The sequence below is a fragment of the Luteimonas sp. MC1895 genome (assembly GCF_016457215.1).
Taxonomy (GTDB): domain Bacteria; phylum Pseudomonadota; class Gammaproteobacteria; order Xanthomonadales; family Xanthomonadaceae; genus Luteimonas.
Genome location: NZ_JAEMDY010000005.1, coordinates 37491 through 58066, shown reverse-complemented (window position 1 = coordinate 58066; position 20576 = coordinate 37491). Strand labels below are relative to the sequence as shown.

At 70.4% G+C, this 20576-nt stretch carries 21 protein-coding genes; 15 read left to right on the top strand and 6 right to left on the bottom strand.

Translation table 11 applies throughout. The annotated features are described in order from the left end of the window. Window positions 1-27: 27 nt before the first annotated feature. Both JG616_RS12125 and JG616_RS12120 read left to right on the top strand, forming a co-directional pair. Complete coding sequence (locus JG616_RS12125; RefSeq protein ID WP_199392748.1) at window positions 28-1098, top strand: ROK family protein; 1071 nt, start codon at window positions 28-30, stop codon at window positions 1096-1098. Window positions 1099-1239: 141 nt separating this feature from the next. Then, entirely contained in the window at window positions 1240-3072 is a 1833-nt protein-coding gene (locus JG616_RS12120) for a DUF885 family protein (RefSeq protein WP_199392747.1), read from the top strand. 34 nt (window positions 3073-3106) lie between these two features. Here JG616_RS12120 and JG616_RS12115 read toward each other — a convergent pair whose 3' ends face one another. Then, window positions 3107-3598: a BON domain-containing protein gene (locus JG616_RS12115; RefSeq protein WP_199392746.1), complete on the bottom strand. Its 492-nt coding sequence runs from the start codon at window positions 3596-3598 to the stop codon at window positions 3107-3109. Between the two features lie 127 nt (window positions 3599-3725). Next, window positions 3726-4499: a hypothetical protein gene (locus JG616_RS12110; protein WP_199392745.1), complete on the bottom strand. Its 774-nt coding sequence runs from the start codon at window positions 4497-4499 to the stop codon at window positions 3726-3728. A 75-nt stretch (window positions 4500-4574) separates the two neighbouring features. Here JG616_RS12110 and JG616_RS12105 point away from each other — a divergent pair, with 75 nt between their 5' ends. The 6 genes from JG616_RS12105 (at window position 4575) to JG616_RS12080 (ending at window position 11329) form a co-directional block, all read left to right on the top strand. Next, complete coding sequence (locus JG616_RS12105) at window positions 4575-4979, top strand: DUF6165 family protein (RefSeq protein ID WP_199392744.1); 405 nt, start codon at window positions 4575-4577, stop codon at window positions 4977-4979. Further along, the gene (locus tag JG616_RS12100) at window positions 4976-5953 is read left to right on the top strand and encodes an NAD(P)H-quinone oxidoreductase (RefSeq protein WP_199392758.1); all 978 of its coding nucleotides are present in this window, start codon (window positions 4976-4978) and stop codon (window positions 5951-5953) included. The genes JG616_RS12105 and JG616_RS12100 overlap by 4 nt, the downstream gene beginning before the upstream one ends. Window positions 5954-6016: 63 nt before the next feature. Next, entirely contained in the window at window positions 6017-7237 is a 1221-nt protein-coding gene (locus JG616_RS12095) for a putative DNA modification/repair radical SAM protein (RefSeq protein ID WP_199392743.1), read from the top strand. Next, entirely contained in the window at window positions 7237-8784 is a 1548-nt protein-coding gene (locus tag JG616_RS12090) for a UdgX family uracil-DNA binding protein (RefSeq protein ID WP_199392742.1), read from the top strand. The genes JG616_RS12095 and JG616_RS12090 overlap by 1 nt, the downstream gene beginning before the upstream one ends. 27 nt (window positions 8785-8811) lie before the next feature. Next, window positions 8812-9759, top strand: coding sequence for a glutathione S-transferase family protein (locus JG616_RS12085; protein WP_199392741.1), 948 nt, complete (start codon window positions 8812-8814; stop codon window positions 9757-9759). A gap of 70 nt (window positions 9760-9829) precedes the next feature. Continuing rightward, window positions 9830-11329, top strand: coding sequence for a catalase (locus JG616_RS12080; RefSeq protein WP_199392740.1), 1500 nt, complete (start codon window positions 9830-9832; stop codon window positions 11327-11329). Window positions 11330-11347: 18 nt separating this feature from the next. Here JG616_RS12080 and JG616_RS12075 read toward each other — a convergent pair whose 3' ends face one another. Further along, window positions 11348-11827 (bottom strand): VOC family protein, encoded by a 480-nt coding sequence (locus JG616_RS12075; RefSeq protein WP_199392757.1) that lies wholly within the window; start codon window positions 11825-11827, stop codon window positions 11348-11350. 119 nt (window positions 11828-11946) lie between these two features. Here JG616_RS12075 and JG616_RS12070 point away from each other — a divergent pair, with 119 nt between their 5' ends. Beyond that, a complete protein-coding gene (locus JG616_RS12070; RefSeq protein ID WP_343225021.1) occupies window positions 11947-13233 on the top strand; it encodes an amidohydrolase family protein in 1287 nt (428 codons plus the stop codon). 123 nt (window positions 13234-13356) lie between these two features. Here JG616_RS12070 and JG616_RS12065 read toward each other — a convergent pair whose 3' ends face one another. After that, entirely contained in the window at window positions 13357-13620 is a 264-nt protein-coding gene (locus JG616_RS12065; protein WP_199392738.1) for a hypothetical protein, read from the bottom strand. Between the two features lie 233 nt (window positions 13621-13853). On the opposite strand from JG616_RS12065, the gene JG616_RS12060 reads away from it, so the two are divergent. Continuing rightward, a complete protein-coding gene (locus JG616_RS12060) occupies window positions 13854-15206 on the top strand; it encodes a sigma-54 dependent transcriptional regulator (protein ID WP_199392737.1) in 1353 nt (450 codons plus the stop codon). 32 nt (window positions 15207-15238) lie between these two features. Here JG616_RS12060 and JG616_RS12055 read toward each other — a convergent pair whose 3' ends face one another. After that, entirely contained in the window at window positions 15239-15457 is a 219-nt protein-coding gene (locus JG616_RS12055) for a hypothetical protein (RefSeq protein WP_199392736.1), read from the bottom strand. 107 nt (window positions 15458-15564) lie between these two features. Here JG616_RS12055 and JG616_RS12050 point away from each other — a divergent pair, with 107 nt between their 5' ends. The 4 genes from JG616_RS12050 to JG616_RS12030 all read left to right on the top strand — a co-directional run bounded on the left by JG616_RS12050 (window position 15565) and on the right by JG616_RS12030 (window position 18803). Continuing rightward, entirely contained in the window at window positions 15565-15939 is a 375-nt protein-coding gene (locus JG616_RS12050) for a response regulator (protein WP_199392735.1), read from the top strand. Window positions 15940-16036: 97 nt separating this feature from the next. Next, window positions 16037-17137, top strand: coding sequence for a PAS domain-containing sensor histidine kinase (locus JG616_RS12045; RefSeq protein WP_199392734.1), 1101 nt, complete (start codon window positions 16037-16039; stop codon window positions 17135-17137). Next, window positions 17134-17484 (top strand): response regulator, encoded by a 351-nt coding sequence (locus tag JG616_RS12040; protein ID WP_199392733.1) that lies wholly within the window; start codon window positions 17134-17136, stop codon window positions 17482-17484. The genes JG616_RS12045 and JG616_RS12040 overlap by 4 nt, the downstream gene beginning before the upstream one ends. 176 nt (window positions 17485-17660) lie before the next feature. Continuing rightward, window positions 17661-18803, top strand: a complete 1143-nt coding sequence (locus JG616_RS12030; protein ID WP_199392731.1) for a hypothetical protein — start codon at window positions 17661-17663, stop codon at window positions 18801-18803. Between the two features lie 159 nt (window positions 18804-18962). Here the strand turns inward: JG616_RS12030 and JG616_RS12025 are convergent, their stop codons facing one another. After that, window positions 18963-19799: a methyltransferase domain-containing protein gene (locus JG616_RS12025; protein ID WP_199392730.1), complete on the bottom strand. Its 837-nt coding sequence runs from the start codon at window positions 19797-19799 to the stop codon at window positions 18963-18965. 85 nt (window positions 19800-19884) lie between these two features. Here JG616_RS12025 and JG616_RS12020 point away from each other — a divergent pair, with 85 nt between their 5' ends. Next, window positions 19885-20514 (top strand): YdeI/OmpD-associated family protein, encoded by a 630-nt coding sequence (locus tag JG616_RS12020; RefSeq protein WP_235973128.1) that lies wholly within the window; start codon window positions 19885-19887, stop codon window positions 20512-20514. The last annotated feature ends 62 nt before the right edge of the window (window positions 20515-20576 follow it).

The following is a 20576-nucleotide window of genomic DNA, read 5'->3' as shown; positions in this document are numbered from 1 at the left end:
TCCACAGACAGATCCGAGGAGTGCCGCATGACCCGACGTCCAGCCCGCCCAGGCGCCGCGCGCGCCGCCCACCGCAGCGGACACGCCTCGCGGCGCGGCACCGGCGTGCGCATCGACAGCTGGAACCTGCCGCTGCGCCATCCCGAAGGTGGCTTCCTCGGCGACCGCGCCAGCCAGACCGCCTTCCGCGAACTCCTCGACCAGGCGCGCCGCGCGCACAGCACCTGCGCGCGCGATCCCTTCGGACGCACGCCGACCAGCGAGCTCGGCAAGGACGCGATCGACATGGTGCTGGTCGGGGGCGATCCCGATGCCGCCCATGTCGTGCACCTGGCGGTGGAGGAGTACGCGCGCGCGCTGGTCGCGGTGGTGCGCAGCTTCATCGCCCAGCCCGAATGGGCGGGCGTGCGCGACGTCGTGCTGGGCGGTGGATTCCCGGACCATGCCACCGGGCAGCTGGCCATCCGCCGTGCCGCGCGCCTGTTGAAGCTCGCGCGCAGCGGCGTGCGCCTGCGCGTGCTCGGCCAGGACAGCGACGAGGGCGGCCTGCTGGGATGGGTGCAGCTGGCGCCCGCCGCCGCGCTGCGTCGCGAGGCCTTCCTCGCGGTGGACATCGGCGGAACCAACATCCGCTGCGGCATCGTGGAGCCGCGCCTGGGCGAGGACCGGACGGGCGGCAAGGCGCGGGTGCTCGAACACACGCAGTGGCGCCACGCCGACGACGCGCCGACGCGCGACGGGGCGATGCGCCGCCTCGGCGCCATGCTCAACGGCCTGGCGACGCAGGCGGGCACCCGCGGCATCGATCTCGCGCCCTTCGTCGGCATCGCCTGTCCGGGCGAAGTGGATGCGCGCGGCCACCTGCTGCATGGCGTGCAGAACCTGCCCGGTGACTGGGCCGCCGAGGACTTCTTCCTGGCCGAAGCGCTGGGCGACTGGCTGCAGCCGGTCCGCGGGCGGGCGCCGCGCGTACTGCTGCACAACGACGCCGTGGTGCAGGGGCTGAGCGAGCGTCCGCGCATGCGCCACGCGCGTCGCTGGGGCGTGCTCACCATCGGCACCGGGCTGGGCAACGCGTCGTACTCGAACATCGGCTGAGCCACGTCGGCGGGCGCGTCGCCTGACCATCGGCAGGTGGCCGGGCGCGCATGGTTCGGCGAAGATCGGATGGCCACGAACACGCCATGACGCCGGCGCTGGATACCGCGCCGCGAACGAACCTGCCAGGAGCCCCTGAAGATGCCGACCGCCTGCCTTTCCCCACGCCGATTGGCGCTGCTGCCGGGCCTGTTGCTGGCATGTGTCCTGTGCAGCCCGGCTCTCGCCACCCAGGCCGTGGTCGATGGCAGGGTCGTGGATCCGGCCGCGTCCCCGGCAGCGAACGCAGCGGATGCCGATGCCGGGGACGCCGCAAGGCTGCATGCGCTGTTCGAAGAGGACACCGCCTGGCGCCAGCGCATGTCCGGCCACGAGAGGGTCGACGGTCGCTGGCGTCCCTCGGCACGCCTGCCCTCGGTGACGCCCGCCGCGTGGGACCAGCGGATCGCGCACTGGACGCGGATCCTGCAGGCCGTCGATGCGATCGATGCGTCGACGCTGTCGCGCGAGGACCAGGTCAACCTGGCGGTCTTCCGCGCCACCCGCGCGGCGGAGCTCGACAACGCCCGACGCCGCACCTGGGAGGCGCCCTTCAACAGCGACACCTTCTTCTGGGCCGGCTTCGCCCCGCGCCAGCCATGGCAGGACGAGGCGGACTGGCGGCGCTTCATCTCCCGCCTGGGCGACGTGCCGCGCTACTTCGACGAGCAGATCGCGAACATGGAGCGCGGTCTGGCGCGTGGCTGGAGCGTGCCGCGGTCATCGCTCGAAGGTCGCGACCGAACCATCGAGGCCTACGTGGGCGAAGGGCCCGGCAATCCGCTGCTCGACGCCTTCGACGCGATTCCGCACGGCATCCCGGAGCCCGTGCGCGCGCAGCTGCGCGACGAGGGGCGCCGCGTGGTGCTGGGACAGGTCGTGCCGGCCTACCGCGGCCTGCTGGCGTACATGCGCGAGGACTACTTGCCGCGCACGCGCACCACCATCGCCGCCACCGCGCTGCCGGACGGCGAGGCCTTCTACCGCGCGCAGATCCGCGAGTACGTCACCCGCGACATGGATCCGCGCGAGATCCACGCGCTCGGCCTGGCCGAGGTCGCGCGCATCAGCGCCGAGATGCACGCGGTCATGGCGCGCGCCGGGTTCGAGGGCAGCTTCGAGGCGTTCCTCGCCTACCTGCGCACCGACCCGAAGTTCTATGCACGCACGCCGCGCGAGCTGCTGGCCCATGCCGCGTACGTCGCGAAGAAGGTCGACGGCCAGCTCAAGCACGTGCTCGGCACTCTGCCGCGCTACCGCTTCACCATCCTGCCGGTGGCCGACGACATCGCGCCCAACTACACCGCAGGGCGCGGCGGACTCGATGCCTGCTGGTTCAACACCTGGGACCTGGCGTCGCGGCCGCTGTACAACCTGCCGGCGCTGACCCTGCACGAATGCTCGCCCGGGCACAGCCTGCAGGCCGCGCTCGCGCTGGAGGCGCCGGAACGGCCGGACTTCCGCCAGAACAGCTACTTCTCCGGCTATGGCGAAGGCTGGGCGCTGTACACCGAGTGGCTGGGCACGCGCATGGGCATCTACGAGACGCCCTACGAGGACTTCGGCCGCCTGAGCTTCGAGATGTGGCGCGCGGCGAGGCTGGTGATCGACACCGGCCTGCACGCCGATGGCTGGAGCCGCGAGCAGGGCATCGACTACCTCGCCAGCCATGCCGCGCTGTCACGCGCGGACATCGAGAACGAGGTCGACCGCTACATCTCCTGGCCGGGCCAGGCACTGTCCTACTACATCGGCTACCGCACCATCCGCGACCTGCGGGCCGAGGCCGAGCGCGAACTGGGCGCGCGCTTCGACCAGCGGCCGTTCCACGACGCCATCCTGGCGCTGGGTCCGGTGCCGCTGCCGGTGCTGGAAGAGGAGATGCGGGCCTTCATCGCGCGCGAGAAGGCCCGGGACACGGCGCAGGAGGGCTGAAGCCGCGCCCTGCACCCATGCGGGAACCGCGGCGTCAGGCAAGCGGATCCATGCCCGGCACGTCGTTGCTCGTGCCGGCGGTCTGCGACACGCCCACGCGGAGCATGTTGTCCACGTCGCGCACGCCGGGGCAGCCCTCAGAGACGTCCTCGGCCAGGCGCTTCATCATCCGATGCGGCACGGAGCCCGACAGCTTCACCACGCCGTCCTGCACGGTGACGCTGATGCCGCTGGCGTCCAGCGCGTCGCTCTCGGTCAGCGCGTCGCAGACATCCTCGTGGATGCGCGCGTCGTCGCGGCGGTAGCCGCGCGGGCCGATGCCGCGGTAACCATGCACGGACACGCCGGACGGCCCGCCGTCGTGCGTGCCGCCCGCCGCGCCCGCGGCGCGCCCGGAATCGAATTCGCTGCGCTTTGCGCCCAGCCATTCGCGGGCGGCACCGACGCAGCGGCCACCGAGCTTCAGTGCGTCACGCGCGACGTCGCGCAGCTCGTCGGTCGCCTGGCTGGAAGTGGTTCGGGTCATGGCATTGCCTCCTGTACGGGTCACGGGCGCGGCGCGCCCGAGGCGACCCAGTCTCCAGAGGTCGATGTTCAAGCCGCGTCACGCCGGGCGTGCGGCGCAGGCGCGGCAGGTGTGCGTGCGGCGCGGATCAGTCCATCGGGTAGACGGCGCGGATCGGGCAGCCCGACCGCGCGCCGAGCACCTGCAGGCGGTCCGAACCGGTCATCACGAAGTCCGCCGGGCGCCCGGTGGAGGTGACGCGGATGTCGTCGCCGGGATTGCCGCAGATCACGCCGATGCCCGGTCCCGAACGGAAGGCCACCTCGACCGGGCCGGCGAGGTGCGGACAGGAGCGCAGCAGCTCGACGCGGTAATAGCGGTTGCCGCCCGAGCGATTGGGATTGACCTCCACCACCAGGCCGCGAGGATCCTCCGACCAGCCGCGCACGTGGCGCGGGCTGAAACAGTAGCTGTGCGAAGCGGCGAAGCCGCGCCGCTCTTCGCCCTTCACCACCACCGTGGCCAGGGTGGTGCTGCCGTCCGGGCCGGTGCGGCTGCCACGGGCATGTCCTGCATATTCGGCCGCCGTGATCGGCGCGACGGCGGCCACCGGGCACAGCGTCTGGTCCACCGCCACGTATTCGTTGCCCGCGCCGCACATCCAGCCGTCCGCGGCCAGCATGCGGGTGCGCGTGTCGCCATCGATGTCGGGGCAGCCGCCGGCCAGGTCGACGCGGAAGCGGCGGCCGTCGGACTGCAGCAGCGCCAGCGTGCCGGGGGCGGACTGGAAGACCTCGCGCACTTCGCGCGCGTCGAGGCAGTGCGCCGCCGGTGGCGTCCGCGCGCTGGCCGGCGCGGCGCCGATGGCGGCGGTGATGGCGAAAGCGGCCGCGAGACGCGCGGCGAGGCGTATTGCAGGCATGTGGGTCCGTCCGGTGGGCTTGCCGGTCGAAGTGTACGGGACCAAGATGACGGCGATCGCCCACAGGAGTTGCCGATGACCACGCACGCCGTGCAGACCATTTCCGTGCCCGTGGCCGTCGGCGAGCTCGCCGACAAGCTGTCGATCCTGCAGATCAAGCACGAGCGCATCGCCGATCCGGCCAAGCGCGCGCACGTCGCCATCGAGATGGACGGCCTGCGTCCGATCTGGGAGCGCCTGGTGGCCGCCAACCCGGTCCTTGCCGGGCACTACGACCGCCTGAAGGCGGTCAACGAGCAGATGTGGGACGTGCAGGACGGGCTGCGCGCGCGCGAGGCGTCGAAGACCTTCGACGACGCGTTCATTGCGCTGGCGCGCGCGGTCGCGGCGCGCAACGGCGAGCGGGTGGCAATCAAGAACGGGATCAACCGCCTCGCGGGCTCCGAGTTCATCGAAGAAAAGCAGTACCAGGCCGGCTGATGGACGCGCGCATGCCCGCCATCGCGATCCGCGGCGGCGCCGGTCCCGCGGAGGCGCTGCACCTGGAACAGGTCGCGCGGCCGGTGCCCGGCGAGGGCGAGATCCTGCTGCGGGTGCACGCGGCCGGCGTGAACCGCCCCGACATCCTCCAGCGCGAGGGCCGTTATCCCGTGCCGCCCGGCGCACCGGATCGGCTGGGGCTGGAAGTGGCCGGCGAGGTCGTCGTCGGCGCCGGGCGCTGGTCGCCGGGCGATCGCGTCTGCGCGCTGCTGGGCGGTGGCGGATACGCCGGCCATGCGGTGGTCGACGCGCGCCACGCGCTGCCGCTGCCCGCGGGGCTGGACTTCGTGCAGGCCGCGGCGCTGCCGGAAACCGTGTTCACGGTGTATGCCAACGTCTTCCTGCACGGCCGGCTGCAGGCCGGCGAGACCCTGCTGGTGCACGGCGCGACGTCGGGCATCGGCGTGGCGGCGATCCAGATGGCCAAGGCCGCCGGTGCGCGGGTGATCGCGACCAGCCGCGGCGCGGACAAGGCCGCGGCGGCACGCAGGCTGGGCGCCGACATCGCCATCGACAGCAGCGCCGAGGATTTCGGCGCCGCCGCGATGGCAGCGGGCGGGATCGACGTGGCGCTCGACATGGTCGGCGCGCCCTACCTCGCGGCGACCCTCGACGCGCTCAACCCGGACGGCCGCATCGTCTACATCGCCGCCCAGGGCGGCGGCCAGCTGCAGTTGCCGCTGGCCACCCTGATGCGCAAGCGCGCGGTCGTCACCGGCTCGCTGCTGCGCCCGCGCAGCGCCGACGAGAAGGCGGCGCTGGCGGCGGAGATCGAGCGCGTGGTCTGGCCCTGGATCGCGTCCGGCCGGGTGCGCGCCATCGTCGACCGCACCTTTCCGCTGGCCGATGCCGCCCAGGCCCACGCCTGGCTGGAAAGCGGTCGCCACGAGGGCAAGGTGGTGCTGCTGCCCTGAGCGGCCGCCCCCATTCAGTCGCCTGTCTCAGATCCCGAGACGGGCGCCTGCCAGCATCGCGCGATGGAGCTCACCGAAAAACTCGCGGTCCTGGCCGATGCCGCCAAGTACGATGCCTCCTGTTCGTCGAGCGGCGGCGCGAAGCGCGACTCCCGCGGCACCGGCGGCATCGGCTCCAACGAGGGCAGCGGGATCTGCCACGCGTACGCGCCGGACGGGCGCTGCATTTCGCTGCTGAAGATCCTGCTGACCAACTTCTGCATCTACGACTGCGCCTACTGCATCAACCGGCGCAGCTCGAACGTGCGCCGCGCGCGCTTCAGCGTCGACGAAGTAGTGCGGCTGACCATGGACTTCTACCGGCGCAACTACATCGAAGGCCTGTTCCTGTCGTCCGGCATCATCCGCTCCAGCGACTACACCATGGAGATGCTGGTCGAGGTCGCGCGCCGGCTGCGGGTGGAGGAGCGCTTCCGCGGCTACATCCACCTGAAGACGATTCCCGACGCGTCGCCAGAGCTGCTTTCGGCCGCCGGGCGCTGGGCCGATCGCCTCAGCATCAACGTCGAGCTGCCCACCGAGGGCGGGCTGAAAGCGCTGGCGCCGGAGAAGGACGCGCAGGACATCCGCCGTTCGATGGGCCGGCTGCGCCTGGGTATCGACGAGGCCAAGGCCGAGAAGAAGGCGCCGCGCTTCGCGCCCGCGGGGCAGAGCACGCAGATGATCGTCGGCGCCGATCCCGCCAGCGACCGCGACGTGCTGGAAACCAGCAGCACGCTGTACGCGAGCTATGGGCTCAAGCGCGTGTACTTTTCCGCCTTCAGCCCGATCCCCGACGCCTCGCGCGCGCTGCCGCTGCGGTCGCCGCCGCTGATGCGCGAACACCGGCTCTACCAGGCCGACTGGCTGATGCGCTTCTATGGCTTCGACGTGGGCGAGATCGCGCCGGCCGGCAACGACGGCATGCTCGACCTCGACATCGACCCGAAGCTGGCCTGGGCGCTGCGCCACCGCGAGCAGTTCCCGGTCGACCTGGACAGCGCGCCGCGCGAGATGCTGCTACGCGTGCCCGGGCTCGGGGTGAAGACCGTGCGCCGTCTGCTGGCGATGCGCCGCCATCGCCACCTGCGCTATGCCGACCTGGTGAAGCTGGGAGTGTCGGTGTCGAAGGTCGCGCCCTTCGTGGCGACGCTCGACCATCGCCCGCGATCCGACGTCGACGGCGCGGTGCTGCGCGCGGCCGTCGCGCCGCCGCCGAAGCAGCCGGACCTGTTCGGACACTGATGCGCCGGGTGGAGCTGTCCGACGGCGCCGACCTCGCGCAGTGGCGCGAGGCGGCACGCGCGCTGCTGGCCGATGGCGTGCCGCCCGACCAGGTGCTGTGGCCGGGTGGCGCGCAGGACGACCTGCTCGGCGCGGGCGCGGACATGTTCGAGCGAAGCGTTCCCGCACAGCCCGGCGTCGCTGTCGCGCGTCGCCGCGTGGCTTCGGAGCCGCGGGTGCCGCGCGAATTCCTCGGGCTTGCCGGCCTCGTCCTCGCCCACGCCGACCCGCGCCGCCACGCGCTGCTCTATCGGCTGCTGTGGCGCATCGCCCACGGCGAGCGCGCGCTGCTGGCGATGGTCACCGACGACGACGTGGCCTGGGCACGGCACGCGGCCAAGGCGGTCAGCCGCGAGAAGCACAAGATGAAGGCCTTCGTGCGCTTCCGCGAAGTGGCGGACGGGCAGGGCGCCGTGTACGTGGCCTGGTTCGAGCCGGAGCACGACGTGCTGCCGCAGGTCGCGCCGTTCTTCGTGCGCCGCTTCGCCGGCATGCGCTGGTCGATCCTGACGCCGGCGCGCAGCGCGCACTGGGACGGGGCGACCCTGCACCTGGGCGAAGGCGCGCGCCGTGGCGATGCGCCCGCGGGTGATGTGCTGGAAGACCTCTGGCGGGTGTACTACGCGAACATCTTCAACCCGGCGCGCCTGAAGGTGGGTGCGATGGTCAAGGAGATGCCGGTGCGCTACTGGAAGAACATGCCGGAGGCCACGCTGATCCCGGCCCTGGTGCGTGATGCCGGCACGCGCATGCAGGCGATGGTGGACGCGGCGCCCACGGTGCCGCAGAAGATCTTTCCCGCGCCGCGGGAGACGCCGGGCACCCGCCGCGCGGACGCGGCCCGCCTGCGGGAACGCGGCGTGCCCGCCATGCCGGGCACGCCGCGCGAGCCAGGCGGGAGCCGTCCCGCCGACGTCGCGCCCGCACTGCCGGCGCTGCAGGCCGCCGTCTCCGCCTGCCGCGCGTGCCCGCTGTGGCAGCCCGCCACCCAGGCCGTGCCCGGCGAGGGTCCTGCCGACGCCCGGATCATGGTCGTCGGCGAGCAGCCAGGCGACCGCGAGGATCTTGTGGGCCGCCCCTTCGTCGGACCGGCCGGCCAACTGCTCGACCGCGCGCTGGCCGAGGCCGGCCTCGCGCGCGACACGTTGTACCTCACCAACGCGGTGAAGCACTTCAAGTTCAAGCCGGCCGGCAAGCGCCGGCTGCATGTCCGCGCGGACGCCGCGGAGCAGGCCGCCTGCCGTCCCTGGCTCGAGGCCGAGCTGGCGGCCGTGCGGCCGCGGCTGGTGCTCTGCCTCGGTGCGACGGCCGCGCAGGCGATGCTGGGGCGCGGCTTCGCGCTGCTGTCGGGGCGCGGGCGCTGGTACCGGCTGGAGGATGGCCTCCAGGTGCTGCCGACCGTGCACCCCTCGTGGCTGCTGCGCCTGTCCGATGCGGAGCGCGCCGCCGCCTGGCCCGGCTTCATCGCCGACCTTCGCCTGCTCCAGACCGCGGCCACGCTAGCCTGAGCCACTGGTTTGGACAAGGAGACTTCCATGGGCCTGCTGGTCGATGGCACCTGGCGCGACGCCTGGTACGACACCTCCGGCGACGGCGAATTCAAGCGCGAGGAGGCCGCGTTCCGCGACTGGCTGAGCGCCGACGGCCGCGCCGGACCCGATGGCCAGCGCGGCCATCGCGCCGAAGCCGGCCGCTACCGGCTCTACGTCAGCTACGCCTGCCCCTGGGCGCACCGCACCCTGGTCGTGCGCGTGCTGAAGGGGCTCGAGGACCTGGTGCCGGTCTCGGTGGTGCACTGGAGGATGCTCGAGCACGGCTGGACCTTCGAGGACGGCCCGGGGGTGACCGGCGATCCGGTGATGGCCGCGCAGTACCTGCATCAGCTGTACACCCGCGCGCGTCCGGGCATGTCGGGTCGCGTGACCGTTCCGCTGCTGTGGGACCAGGCCACGGACACGATCGTCAGCAACGAGTCCTCGGACATCATCCGCATGTTCAACACCGCCTACGACGCGCTGGGCGCGAAACCGGGCGACTACTGCCCGGAGGCGCTGCGCGCGGACATCGATGCGGTCAATGCCCGCGTCTATCGCGACGTCAACAACGGCGTGTACCGCGCCGGCTTCGCGACCACGCAGGCCGCCTATGAAGATGCGGTGCGGCCGCTGTTCGAGACCCTGGAGTGGCTCGAGCAGCGCCTGTCCGGGCGCGAGTGGCTGGTGGGCGACCGCCTCACCGAGGCCGACATCCGCCTCTTCACCACCCTGGTGCGTTTCGACGCGGTGTACCACGGCCACTTCAAGTGCAACCTGACGCGCGTCGCCGACCATCCCGCGCTCGCGGCCTTCACCGCCAGGATGATGGCGCTGCCCGGCGTGGCCACAACCGTGCACTTCGACCACATCAAGCGTCATTACTACGAGAGCCACCGCACCATCAATCCGACCGGCATCGTGCCGCTGGGGCCGCTGCAGCCGTTCTGAGCGGTGCGTTGAACGGACTTTTAACGGCGACGGGGGCCAGCATGGCGGGACCGCCCACAAGGAGAGGCCCATGGCTGCCCGCGATGACACGCGTTCCACCGGATCCACGCTGAGCACCGGTGCGCCCGCGCCCAGTGACCGCAATTCCTTGACCATCGGCCCGGATGGCCCGATCGTCCTGCACGACGTGCACTTCCTCGAGCAGATGGCGCACTTCAACCGCGAGAAGGTGCCCGAGCGGCAGCCGCACGCGAAGGGCGGCGGTGCCTTCGGCGTGTTCGAGACCAGCGAGGACGTCAGCCGGTACACGAAGGCGGCGCTGTTCCAGCCGGGCGCACGCACCGACCTGTTGCTGCGCTTCTCCACGGTCGCCGGCGAGATGGGCAGCCCCGACACCTGGCGCGACGTGCGCGGCTTCTCGCTCAAGTTCTATACCAGCGAGGGCAACTACGACCTGGTGGGCAACAACACGCCGGTGTTCTTCGTCCGCGACCCGATGAAGTTCCCGCACTTCATCCGCAGCCAGAAGCGCCTGCCCGACTCGGGGCTGCGCGACAACCACATGCAGTGGGACTTCTGGTCGAGCAACCCGGAAAGCGCCCACCAGGTGACCTACCTGATGGGCCCGCGCGGCCTGCCGCGGACCTGGCGGCAGATGAACGGCTACGGCTCGCACACCTACATGTGGGTCAACGCGGCCGGCGAGCGCTTCTTCGTCAAGTACCACTTCCATACGCAGCAGGGCATGGCGTTCTTCAGCAATGCCGAAGCCATGGAGATGGCGGGACGCGATGCCGACTTCCACCGCCGCGACCTGTTCGATGCCATCGCGCGCGGCGAGCATCCGAAGTGGGTGCTCTCGGTGCAGGTCATGCCCTACGAGGAGGCCAAGGCCTACCGCTTCAACCCCTTCGACCTGACCAAGGTCTGGCCGCATGGCGACTACCCGCTGGTCCGCGTCGGCACGATGACGCTCGACCGCAACCCGGAGAACTTCTTCGCCCAGATCGAGCAGGCGGCGTTCTCGCCGGGCAATACCGTGCCGGGCATCGGCCTGTCGCCGGACAAGATGCTGCTGGGCCGCGCCTTCGCCTACAACGACGCGCAGCGCAACCGCATCGGGACCAACTTCCACCAGCTGCCGGTGAACCAGCCGAAGGTGCCCGTCAACACCTACATGTTCGATGGCCAGATGGCCTATCACCACAGCGGTGCCGCGCCGGTGCATGCGCCCAACAGCGGCGGTCGTTCCTGGGCGGATGCGACCGGCACGATGGAGGACGGCTGGGAAGCCGACGGACAGATGGTGCGCAGCGCCTACACGCTGCGCGCCGACGACGACGATTTCAGCCAGCCCGGCACCCTGGTGCGCGAGGTGTTCAGCGAGGCCGAGCGCAGCGCGCTGGTCGAAACCGTGTCCGGGTCGTTGCTCGGTGGCGTGCGCAGCCCGGTGCTGGAGCGCGCGCTGGACTACTGGAACTCGATCGATCCCGACGTCGGCCAGCGCATCGCCGAGAAGGTGCGCAGCGGCGGCGCCGCCGAACCCGCGGCGGGGATGAGCGAAGCCTGAGGCCCGCGCCGGCGCGCCTCAACCGCGGCGCGCGGCCTCGATGGTGGCGATGTCGATCTTCGACATCGTCATCATCGCCTCGAACGCACGCCGGGCCGCGGCCGGATCGGGATCGGCGATGGCCTCCATCAGCACGCGCGGGGTGACCTGCCACGACAGGCCCCAGCGGTCCTTGCACCAGCCGCATTCGCTCGCCTGGCCGCCGTTGCCGATGATCGCGTCCCAGAGGCGGTCGGTTTCGGCCTGGTCGTCGGTCAGGACCTGGAACGAGAAGGCTTCGCTGTGAGTGAATTCCGGGCCGCCGTTGAGGCCGAGGCAGGGGATGCCCATGACCGTGAAGCGGACGGTGATCACGTCGCCGGCCTTGCCGGCCGGATAGTCGCCCGGCGCGTGGATGACCTCGTCCACCGAACTGTCCGGGAAGGTGCGGGCGTAGAAGCCGGCGGCGTCCAGGGCGTCCCCGTTGAACCAGAGACAGACCGTGTTCCTGGCGGGCATGGCGGGCAGGGCGGACATGGCGGACTCCGTTGTCAGGGGGACCTGCAGCATGCGCCGATGCGGCTCGGTTCGCATAAGCTCGGGCGCCCTGACGCCAGGCGACATCGATGAAGACAGCCGTGATCACACTCACCCTCATCCTCGGGCTCCTGGCGAGTGCCGGCAGCGTGGCCGGCGACCTTGCCATCGTCGGCGCGTGCATCCATCCGGCGCCGGACGCTGCAACGATCGAGGGCGGCACCGTGCTGGTGCGCGCGGGGCGCATCGTTGCAGTCGGTCGGGATGCGGACGTGCGGGTGCCCGATGGCGTGCGGGTCATCGATGCTGCAGGGCGCGTGGTCACCGCCGGGTTCTGGAACAGCCATGTGCACCTGATGGCCCCGGAGTTCGGCAACGATCCGCCGCGCCCCGCCGCCGAGGTGGACGCGGTCCTGCAGGCGATGTTCACCCGCTGGGGCTTCACCACGGTTTTCGACATCGCCTCGTTCGGCGGCAACGCGGCAGCGCTGCGCACGCGCATTGACGCCGGTGAAGTGCAGGGTCCCCGCGTGCTCACGGTGGACGCGCCGTTCTTCCCGGAAGGTGGCACCCCGATCTACATCCGCGACCTGCTCGCGCGCATGGGGGTAGCGAGTGGCGAGGTGGCGGATGCGGCGTCCGCCACCCTCCGTGCCGACCGCCAGCTTGCCGCGGGCGCCGACGGCGTGAAGATCTTCGCCGGCGCGATCGTGGGCGGCGAGACCGGCGTACTGCCGATGGACACGGGTGTCGCACGGGCCGTGGTGGACGCCGCGCACCGCGCAGGCAGGCCGGCGTTCGCACATCCGAGCAATGCGGCCGGGATGGAGGTGTCGCTTGCGGCCGGCCTCGACGTGCTGGCACACACCGCGCCCTTCATGGGCCCGTGGGATGCGCCGCTGGTTGCACGCCTGCGCGCCGCCGGCGTGGCGCTGACGCCGACCCTCACCCTGTTCGAGGTGGAGCTGGCCAGGGAAGGGCTGCCGAGGGAGACGGTGGAAGCCGCCTTGGGCAATGCGCTGGCGCAGCTGCGGGCGTTCTTCGCGGCCGGCGGGCCGGTGCTGTTCGGCACCGATGTCGGGTATATCGACCATGTGGACACCCGGCGAGAGTTCGAGCTGATGGCGCTGGCTGGAATGGACTGGCGCGCGATCCTGGCGAGCCTGACGACAGCGCCCGCGGCGCGCTTCGGGCAGGGCGACGCCAGCGGTCGGGTCCAGCCCGGCATGCGCGCAGACCTCGTGCTGCTGCGCGGCGATCCGGCGGATCGGGTCGCCGCATTCGCCGAAGTGGCGATGACGGTCAGGGATGGCGTGGTGATCCACGACGACCGGGCTGCGCGCGGCACCCCCATCAGCCACGTCATCTCGCCCGTCGAACTCCCATAGCTCGTCCACGCCGAACGTCGCCACGCCCCAGTCTCCAATGTGAAGACGCCCCCGGGCTCGGGGGCGTCGCTTCATACCTGCCTGGCGGCAGTCTCTGCCGAATCAGCGACGCTCTCAGCGCTGCTATTCGTCCTGGCGCTGCTGGCCCTGGCGCTGGTTGTCCTGCTGGTCCTGGTTGCGCTGGCCCTGCTGGCCCTGTTCCTGCGGGTTCTGCTGCTGGCCTTGGGTGCGCTGTCCCTGCTGCCCCTGCTCCTGCTGGTTCTGCCGCTGGCCCTGCTCACCCTGCTGGCCCTGACCCTGCTGGCGCTGCTGCTGGCCCTGCTGGTTCTGCTGGCCCTGCTGCTGGCCCTGCTGGTTGCGTTCGTTCTCGTTCTGCTGGTTGGCCATGATCTTCTGCTCCACTGGGGGAATGCCGCCGGATCCGCGACGGGACCAGATAGCGCCATCCGCCATGAGGTGTGCGTGACCCGACGCGCGCGGCGCCTGAAAGAATTTCAGGGCATGCATGACGCCCGAAGCATTCACGCTGCAGCGTACGTTGCACGAGACGCGGGCTTAACCGCCGCTGGCTATCATCACGTGCAGGCGGCCCTGCCAAACGTGCGTGGAGCTCCTGAGCAATGCAGCCAACGGTCTTCATCCTCGACGACGATCCCGCATTCACCCGTGCCCTTTCGCAGCTCGCCTGCACCGAGGGCTACCAGGTGCAGGTCGCGCACACGCTGGGCGAGGCACACGAGCTGCTCGGCCGGCATCGCGCGGACCTGCTGATCCTCGATCTCGATCTCCCCGATGGCAGCGGCCTTGGCCTGCTCGAGCAACTCGACATGTCCCAGCACGGCCAGGTCGCGATCGTGACCGGCAAGCCGACGCTGGACACGGCACGTCGCGCGGTCGGTTCGCCGGTGGTCGAGTACCTGCTCAAGCCGGTCCGCGTCGAACAGCTGCAGTCACTGCTGCAGCGGACGATGCTGCGCCACTGGCCCGAACCGGCGGGCGACGCGAAGTCGACCCTGGATCGCCTGGCCGGCAAGTCGCCGGCGATGCGGGAGGTCATGGACACCGTCTTCAGGATCGCCTCGAGCGATGCGCCGGTCCTGCTGATCGGCGAAAGCGGAACCGGAAAAGAGCGCGTTGCGCGTGCCGTGCATGAGGCGAGCGGACGCCAGGGCCGGTTCGTCGCGCTGGGATGCGACAGCCTTCCGGACGAACGCCTCGGGCATGAGCTCTTCGGCAGCGTGTCCGATCCGGACGCCCGCCGCGACAACCATGCCGGCATCTTCGAGCAGGCCGCCGGCGGCACGGTGTTCCTCGACCGCGTGACCGAGCTTCCGCTGTACCTGCAGGCGCAACTCCTGCGCTTCATCGACAGTGGCCAGGTGAAGCGCATCGGTGCCGGCGACGGCGTGCCAGTCGACGTACGGCTGGTGCTCTCGACGACGACCGACCCCGCGGAACGCATCACCGAGGGTGGCTTCCGCGAGGACCTATATTACGCCATCAGCGACTTCCGCCTCTGCCTGCCGCCGCTGCGCGAGCGCGGCGACGACGTCGTCCTGCTGGCCGGCCTGTTCATCCGCCGCCTCAACGAACACTACGGGCAGGCCAAGCGCCTCGCGCCGGGCGCCGACCGCGAGCTGCTCGAGTACGACTGGCCAGGCAATATCCGCGAGCTGCGCGGCGCGGTGCAGCGCGCCTACCTGCTGCAGCGCGGTGACCAGCTTCGGGTGCAGCCGCAGCCCCTGGTCCGCTGCGTGCCGCGTGTCCAGGGCGGGGCCGCGCTGTCCTTCGCGGTAGGCGACACCCTCGCCGAGCTCGAGCGGCGCGCCGTGCTCGCGACGCTGGAGCATTTCGACAACGACAAGACCGCGGCCGCCAAGGCTCTAGGCGTCAGCGTTCGCACCATCTACAACCACCTGGCGCGCATCTCCGGCAAGGACCCGGTCGATCCGGATCCGCGCAAGGCGGCCTGAGCACGCGAACCCGATGGCTGCGCCCGGACGCGTCAGTCGTCCCGCGACGGGGACGGCGGTTCGGACAGCAGCTCGCGTCCGCGTTCGCAGGCCGCCTGGGTATCCGCGAGCAAGGCCTCCGCGCGTTCCACGTCACCCTGCGCGAGCAGGCGCCGGGCCACGACGACCGAGAGCAACGCGCCGTTGACCGCGTTGCGGAGGTCGTGCTCCCACGCCTGCGACCGTGCGTCGGTTGGGCTTCCGTCATCCATGCCCGCATGATGCACGCCCGCCGCGTTGCCCAGTGCACGGGGACTTCACGCGTGCCTGCCGAAGGTGGTGGGTGAATTTTGTCAGCCATATCCCCGGAGGACAGCCCATGAGTGGATCTCCCCTCGCGCAGCGCCGCATCCTGGTGGTGGAGGACGAGGCCATGCTCGCCGAACTGCTGTGCGAGGAGCTGGCCGGCGTGGGCGCGGTGGTGGTCGGTCCGGCGGGCACGGTGCAGCGCGCGCTGGAGATGATCAGTGTCGAGGCCCGGCTCGATGCCGCGATTCTCGACGTCAATCTGGCGGGTGATTCCGCCGAACCCGTTGCGGCCCGGCTGGAGTCGCTGAAGGTGCCGGTGCTGCTCACCACGGGCTACGACACGGCGGCGTTGCCGCCCTCGATGGCCCACCTGGCGTGCTGGAGGAAGCCTTCGACGTTCGAGGCCCTGGTCGACAAGCTTGCGCGGCTGCTCGGATCGGCGTGAAGCATTTTCCAACCGCGGATGTTAGCTTCCACGGCTTCCGACGCAGGGGGCGCGGGTGAACCGGCCATACGAAACACTTGACACCGATGCCGCAGGCATGGCGCTGCTGCTGCGCAGCGTGGTCGATTACGCGATCTACATGCTCGATGCGGATGGCTATGTCCGCAGCTGGAACACCGGCGGCGAACAGATCAAGGGCTACAGCGCCAGCGAGATCGTCGGCCAGCACTTCTCGCGCTTCTATACGCCCGAAGACGTGGCGCTGGGGCTGCCGGAAGAGGGCCTGGCGACGGCGCGTGACGCCGGCCGGTTCGAGGCCGAAGGCTGGCGCGTGCGCAAGGATGGCAGCCGCTTCCGCGCCAGCGTGGTGATCGATCCGGTGTACGAATCCGGCCGCCTGGTCGGCTTCGCCAAGGTGACCCGCGACATCACCGAGCGCTACCACGCCGAACAGGCGCTGGAGCAGGCGCGCGAAGCGCTGCTCGAATCGCGGAAGATGGAGTCGGTCGGCAAGCTGACGCTCGGGCTGGCACACGACTTCAACAACCTCATCACGATCATCGTCAACAGCCTCGACCTGATCGAAGGCAGCCCGACCGCCGATGCGCGCACGCGCATGCTGGTCGAGACCGCGCTGCAGGCCTGCGACCGCGGCGCACTGCTGACGCGCCAGCTGCTGGCCTTCGGCCGCGGCCAGGCGCTGGCGCCGGAGCTGTGCGACATCGCCGAATTGCTGGAGAACTCGATGGATCTTTACCGGCGCGCCTGCGCGGGCTCGGTGCACGTTGAACTGGAGCCCGCTGCGGGACTGCCGCCGGTCTGGGTCGACCGCGCGCAGTTCGAGGCCGCGATCCTCAACCTCGTGGCCAACAGCCGCGACGCGATGCCGGACGGCGGCTGCATCCGCATCGGCGCACGCGCGCTGCAGACCCGTGACCCGGCGGCCATCGAGGACGGCGAGCGCCTTCACGTCTGCGTGGAGGTGACCGACGATGGCCAAGGCATCGCGCCCGACATCCAGCCGCATGTCTTCGAGCCGTTCTTCACCACCAAGGAAGTCGGCAAGGGCAGCGGACTGGGGCTGAGCCAGGTGTTCGGCTTCGCCGCGCAGTCGGGCGGCTACGCCGAGCTGCACAGCCAGGTCGGGCAGGGCACCCGCGTACGCATCTGCCTGCCGGTCGGCGAGGAGGCGGCATGAGCGCCGGCAAGCGGCTGCTGCTGGTCGAGGACGAGCGCTCGCTGCTGATGCTGGTCGGCGACGCCCTGGAGGACACCGGGTTCGACGTGGTCCCCGCCCACGACGGTGTCCAGGCGATGGCGCGGCTGCAGGACGCGGGGCTGTTCGACTACGTGGTCTCCGACGTCAGCATGCCCGGCGGCATCTCGGGCTTCGATATCGCCGAGCACGTGCTGGCTTCGGAGTCGCACGCCCGCGTCATCCTGGTGTCGGGGCTGTCGCGCGGGCAGCTGCCGCCGCTGCCGGCCGGGGTGACCTTCCTGCCCAAGCCGTACCGGATCTCGCAGCTGCTGGACGTGCTTTCCTAGGAGAAGCCGCGAGCGCAGCAAGGACGGAGAGCCATGGCTCGAAGTGCACCATGTGGTGCAGCTTGCAAGTAGCGGTAAGCACACGGTGGCGAACGCGCGGGCGCTGTGTCCAACTGCCAGCGGTATCTTTACCACGGCTTTACCGACTGAGAAGCCTGGATTTTACGAGGTTCCCGATGCCCATCTTTGAGCTGGAAAAAGCCGGCCTGAGACGCTTGTCGTCCGTCTCGCTTGCATCGGCCCAAGTGCACGAGCGGCGTGACTTGCAGCGGATTCTGCGCGAGCAGTCGCGGGAGCTGCTGGATGACGTGCTGATCATTTCGGAAGAGTTTGGCGACTGGGACGACTCTCGCCGTCGCATCGACCTGCTCGGCGTCGGTCGCGATGCGAACCTGGTGGTGATCGAACTCAAACGCGGCGATACAGGCGTGCACATGGAGCTGCAGGCAGTGCGTTATGCAGCCATGGTCTCGAAAATGACGTTCGAGCAGGCCGTCGAGACCTACGCACGACATCTCCCTGGCGGGGCGGATGCGCGGGCTGAACTGCTTGATTTTCTGGGTTGGGTTGAGCCGAGGGAGGATGACTTTGCCCAAGACGTGCGGATTGTCCTCTTCTCGGAAGACTTTTCCCGCGAGCTCACGAGTTCGATCCTGTGGCTTGGCGAGAAGGGCGTAGACATCACTTGCTTCCGAATGCGAGTCTATCGTCTCGACGATCGGCTCCTCGTGGACTTCCAGCAGATCATCCCGCTGAAGGAGGCCGAGGATTATCAGGTCAAGGTCCGCAACAAGCAGCTGGTGGAGCAGTCCGAGCGCGTGGCGCGCGTTCCCTGGAATGGGGAGTTTTACGCCAACTTCGGCGTGAGCCCCCATCGATCCTGGGACGATGCCCGGACGTTCGGCTTCATCAGTGCCGGTGGCGGTGAGTGGTTCACCCGCACGTTGCACCTGCTCGAGCCCGGCGCGCGCGTATGGGTCAATCGGCCCGGCTTCGGCTATGTGGGCGTAGCTGAGGTGCTCGGCGCGCCGATCGGCGGGAGCGAGTTCATGGTCGACACCAATGCCGGCCGCAAACGCTACCTGGATGTGAGCGCCGTGGGCGAAGCGCTCAGGGAACAGGATTTCCACCCCGAGAAGGCCGAGCTGTTCGTGCCTGTGCGCTGGCTTTCAGTGCGTGGAGCGAGCGAAGCTGTGCGAGAAGCGGGCCTGTTTGGCAATCAGAACTCGGTCGCGAAGCCGACCGCCGCCTCGTGGCCGCACACGGTTGCCCGTCTGAAGGTCGAGTTCGGAATCAGTGACGAGACGGACGCCGTGTGAGCCAGCGGTGAGGTGAGCTTGGATCCGCCCGCAGCCCGCGGGCTAGGATTCCGAGCGGCTAGCGCTGCGGGCCCAGGTCAGCGCAACGACTGGAGTCACGATGACCAGCCATGAGCCGCGAGTCGAGGCCTGGATCGCCCCCCACGCTGATCGCGTCGCTCAGGGGGCGGCGTGCCGGGTGGCCCTCCACGGCCGGACGCCGTTGACGGTGCCCTTCATCACGCCGTCGCGGACCTCGCCTTCGTAGCGGTCTTCGCCCAGCGAGAAGCGGATGCGCGCACCGTCCATGCCGGCGTCGCGGAGGATCCAATGGGCTTCGCCCTCGCGCACGATGCCGCCGATCTTCTGATGGCTCTGCGCAAGCTCCATCGAGCGGCGGCCGTCGATCGTCCACAGCCCCGCCACGTTCGCCGGCACGATCCACAGCAAGGCCTCGCAGTAGTGCTCGCAGCCTTCGCCGACCTCGGCGGTGGCGTCGGGCGTCCAGTCGCCCATGTCGAAGGAGTTGGAGACGATGCGCGTGCCCGGCGGCATGTCCAGCAGCACCGGGCGCAGCCTCAGGTTGAGCTCCGGCAGCAGGAACAGGGTGATCACCGTGGCGTCGGAGAAGTCGGATTCGAAGATGTCCCCGCGTTCGAAGCTCGCGCGCGCGGCCACGCCGGCCGCCTTCGCGCGCCGGCGCGACAGGGCCACCAGGTCGGGATTGAACTCGATGCCGCGCGCGGTCGCGCCGCGCCGGGCGGCGGCGATCACGGTCACGCCGTCGCCGGAGCCGAGATCGACCAGGCGGTCGTCCGGGCCCACGCCGGCCAGATCGAGCATGCGTTCCACCACGGGCTGCGGGGTGGGGATCCACACCACGTCCTTGCCGAGCTGGCCGTATTCCGGCGTGTAGCGGTCGCTCGCCGCGGCGATGCCGGACGGCACAAGCGCGCAGCCGCCCAGGGCCAGCCAGAAGACGAGCGCGGCGGCAAAGGGAGTGCGGGGCGGGGTCATCGCTGTCCTCCGGTCTGGCCCGCCCAAGCCTGTCACGGCTGGCGGCCTGGCGCACAATGCGGGACCTGATCGCAGGAGCACGCTCATGAAGAGCACGCCCATGAAGAGCACGCCCATGGCCAGTCAGGACGCACGCATCGACGCCTACATCGCCCGGCAGGCGGCGTTCGCCCGGCCGATCCTGGAGGAGCTGCGCCGTCGCGTGCATGCCGCCTGTCCCTCGGCGGTGGAGGCCATCAAGTGGGGGGCGCCCGCGTTCACCTACAACGACAAGCTGCTGGGCGTGATGGCCGGCTTCAAGCAGCACGCGGCCTTCAACCTGTGGCACGGCAGGCAGGTGGTGGGCGAGGACGCGGCGGCGCACGAGGGCATGGGCCAGTACGGGCGCCTGGCCGCCCTGAAGGACCTGCCCGGCAAGCGCGAGACCACCGCCCACGTGCGCGCCGCGATGGCACTGATCGATGCCGGCACGACGTCGTCGATCGGTCGCAAGGCCAAGCCGCCGCCGGAGCTTCCCGCGGACCTGGCCGAAGCGATGCGGGGCAACAAGGCGGCGCGTGGCCACTGGGATGCGTTCACCCCCGGCAAGCAGCGCGAATACGCGGACTGGATCACCGGTGCCAAGGGCGCGGACACGCGCGCCAGGCGCGTGGCGCAGGCGGTGGAATGGATCGCGGAGGGGAAGGCGCGGAACTGGAAGTACGCGGGCTGCTGAGCCCCTGCGGGCGGTTCGTGAGGACCGCCCGCAGGAGCTGCGGCGAAATCGCCCTATTCGAG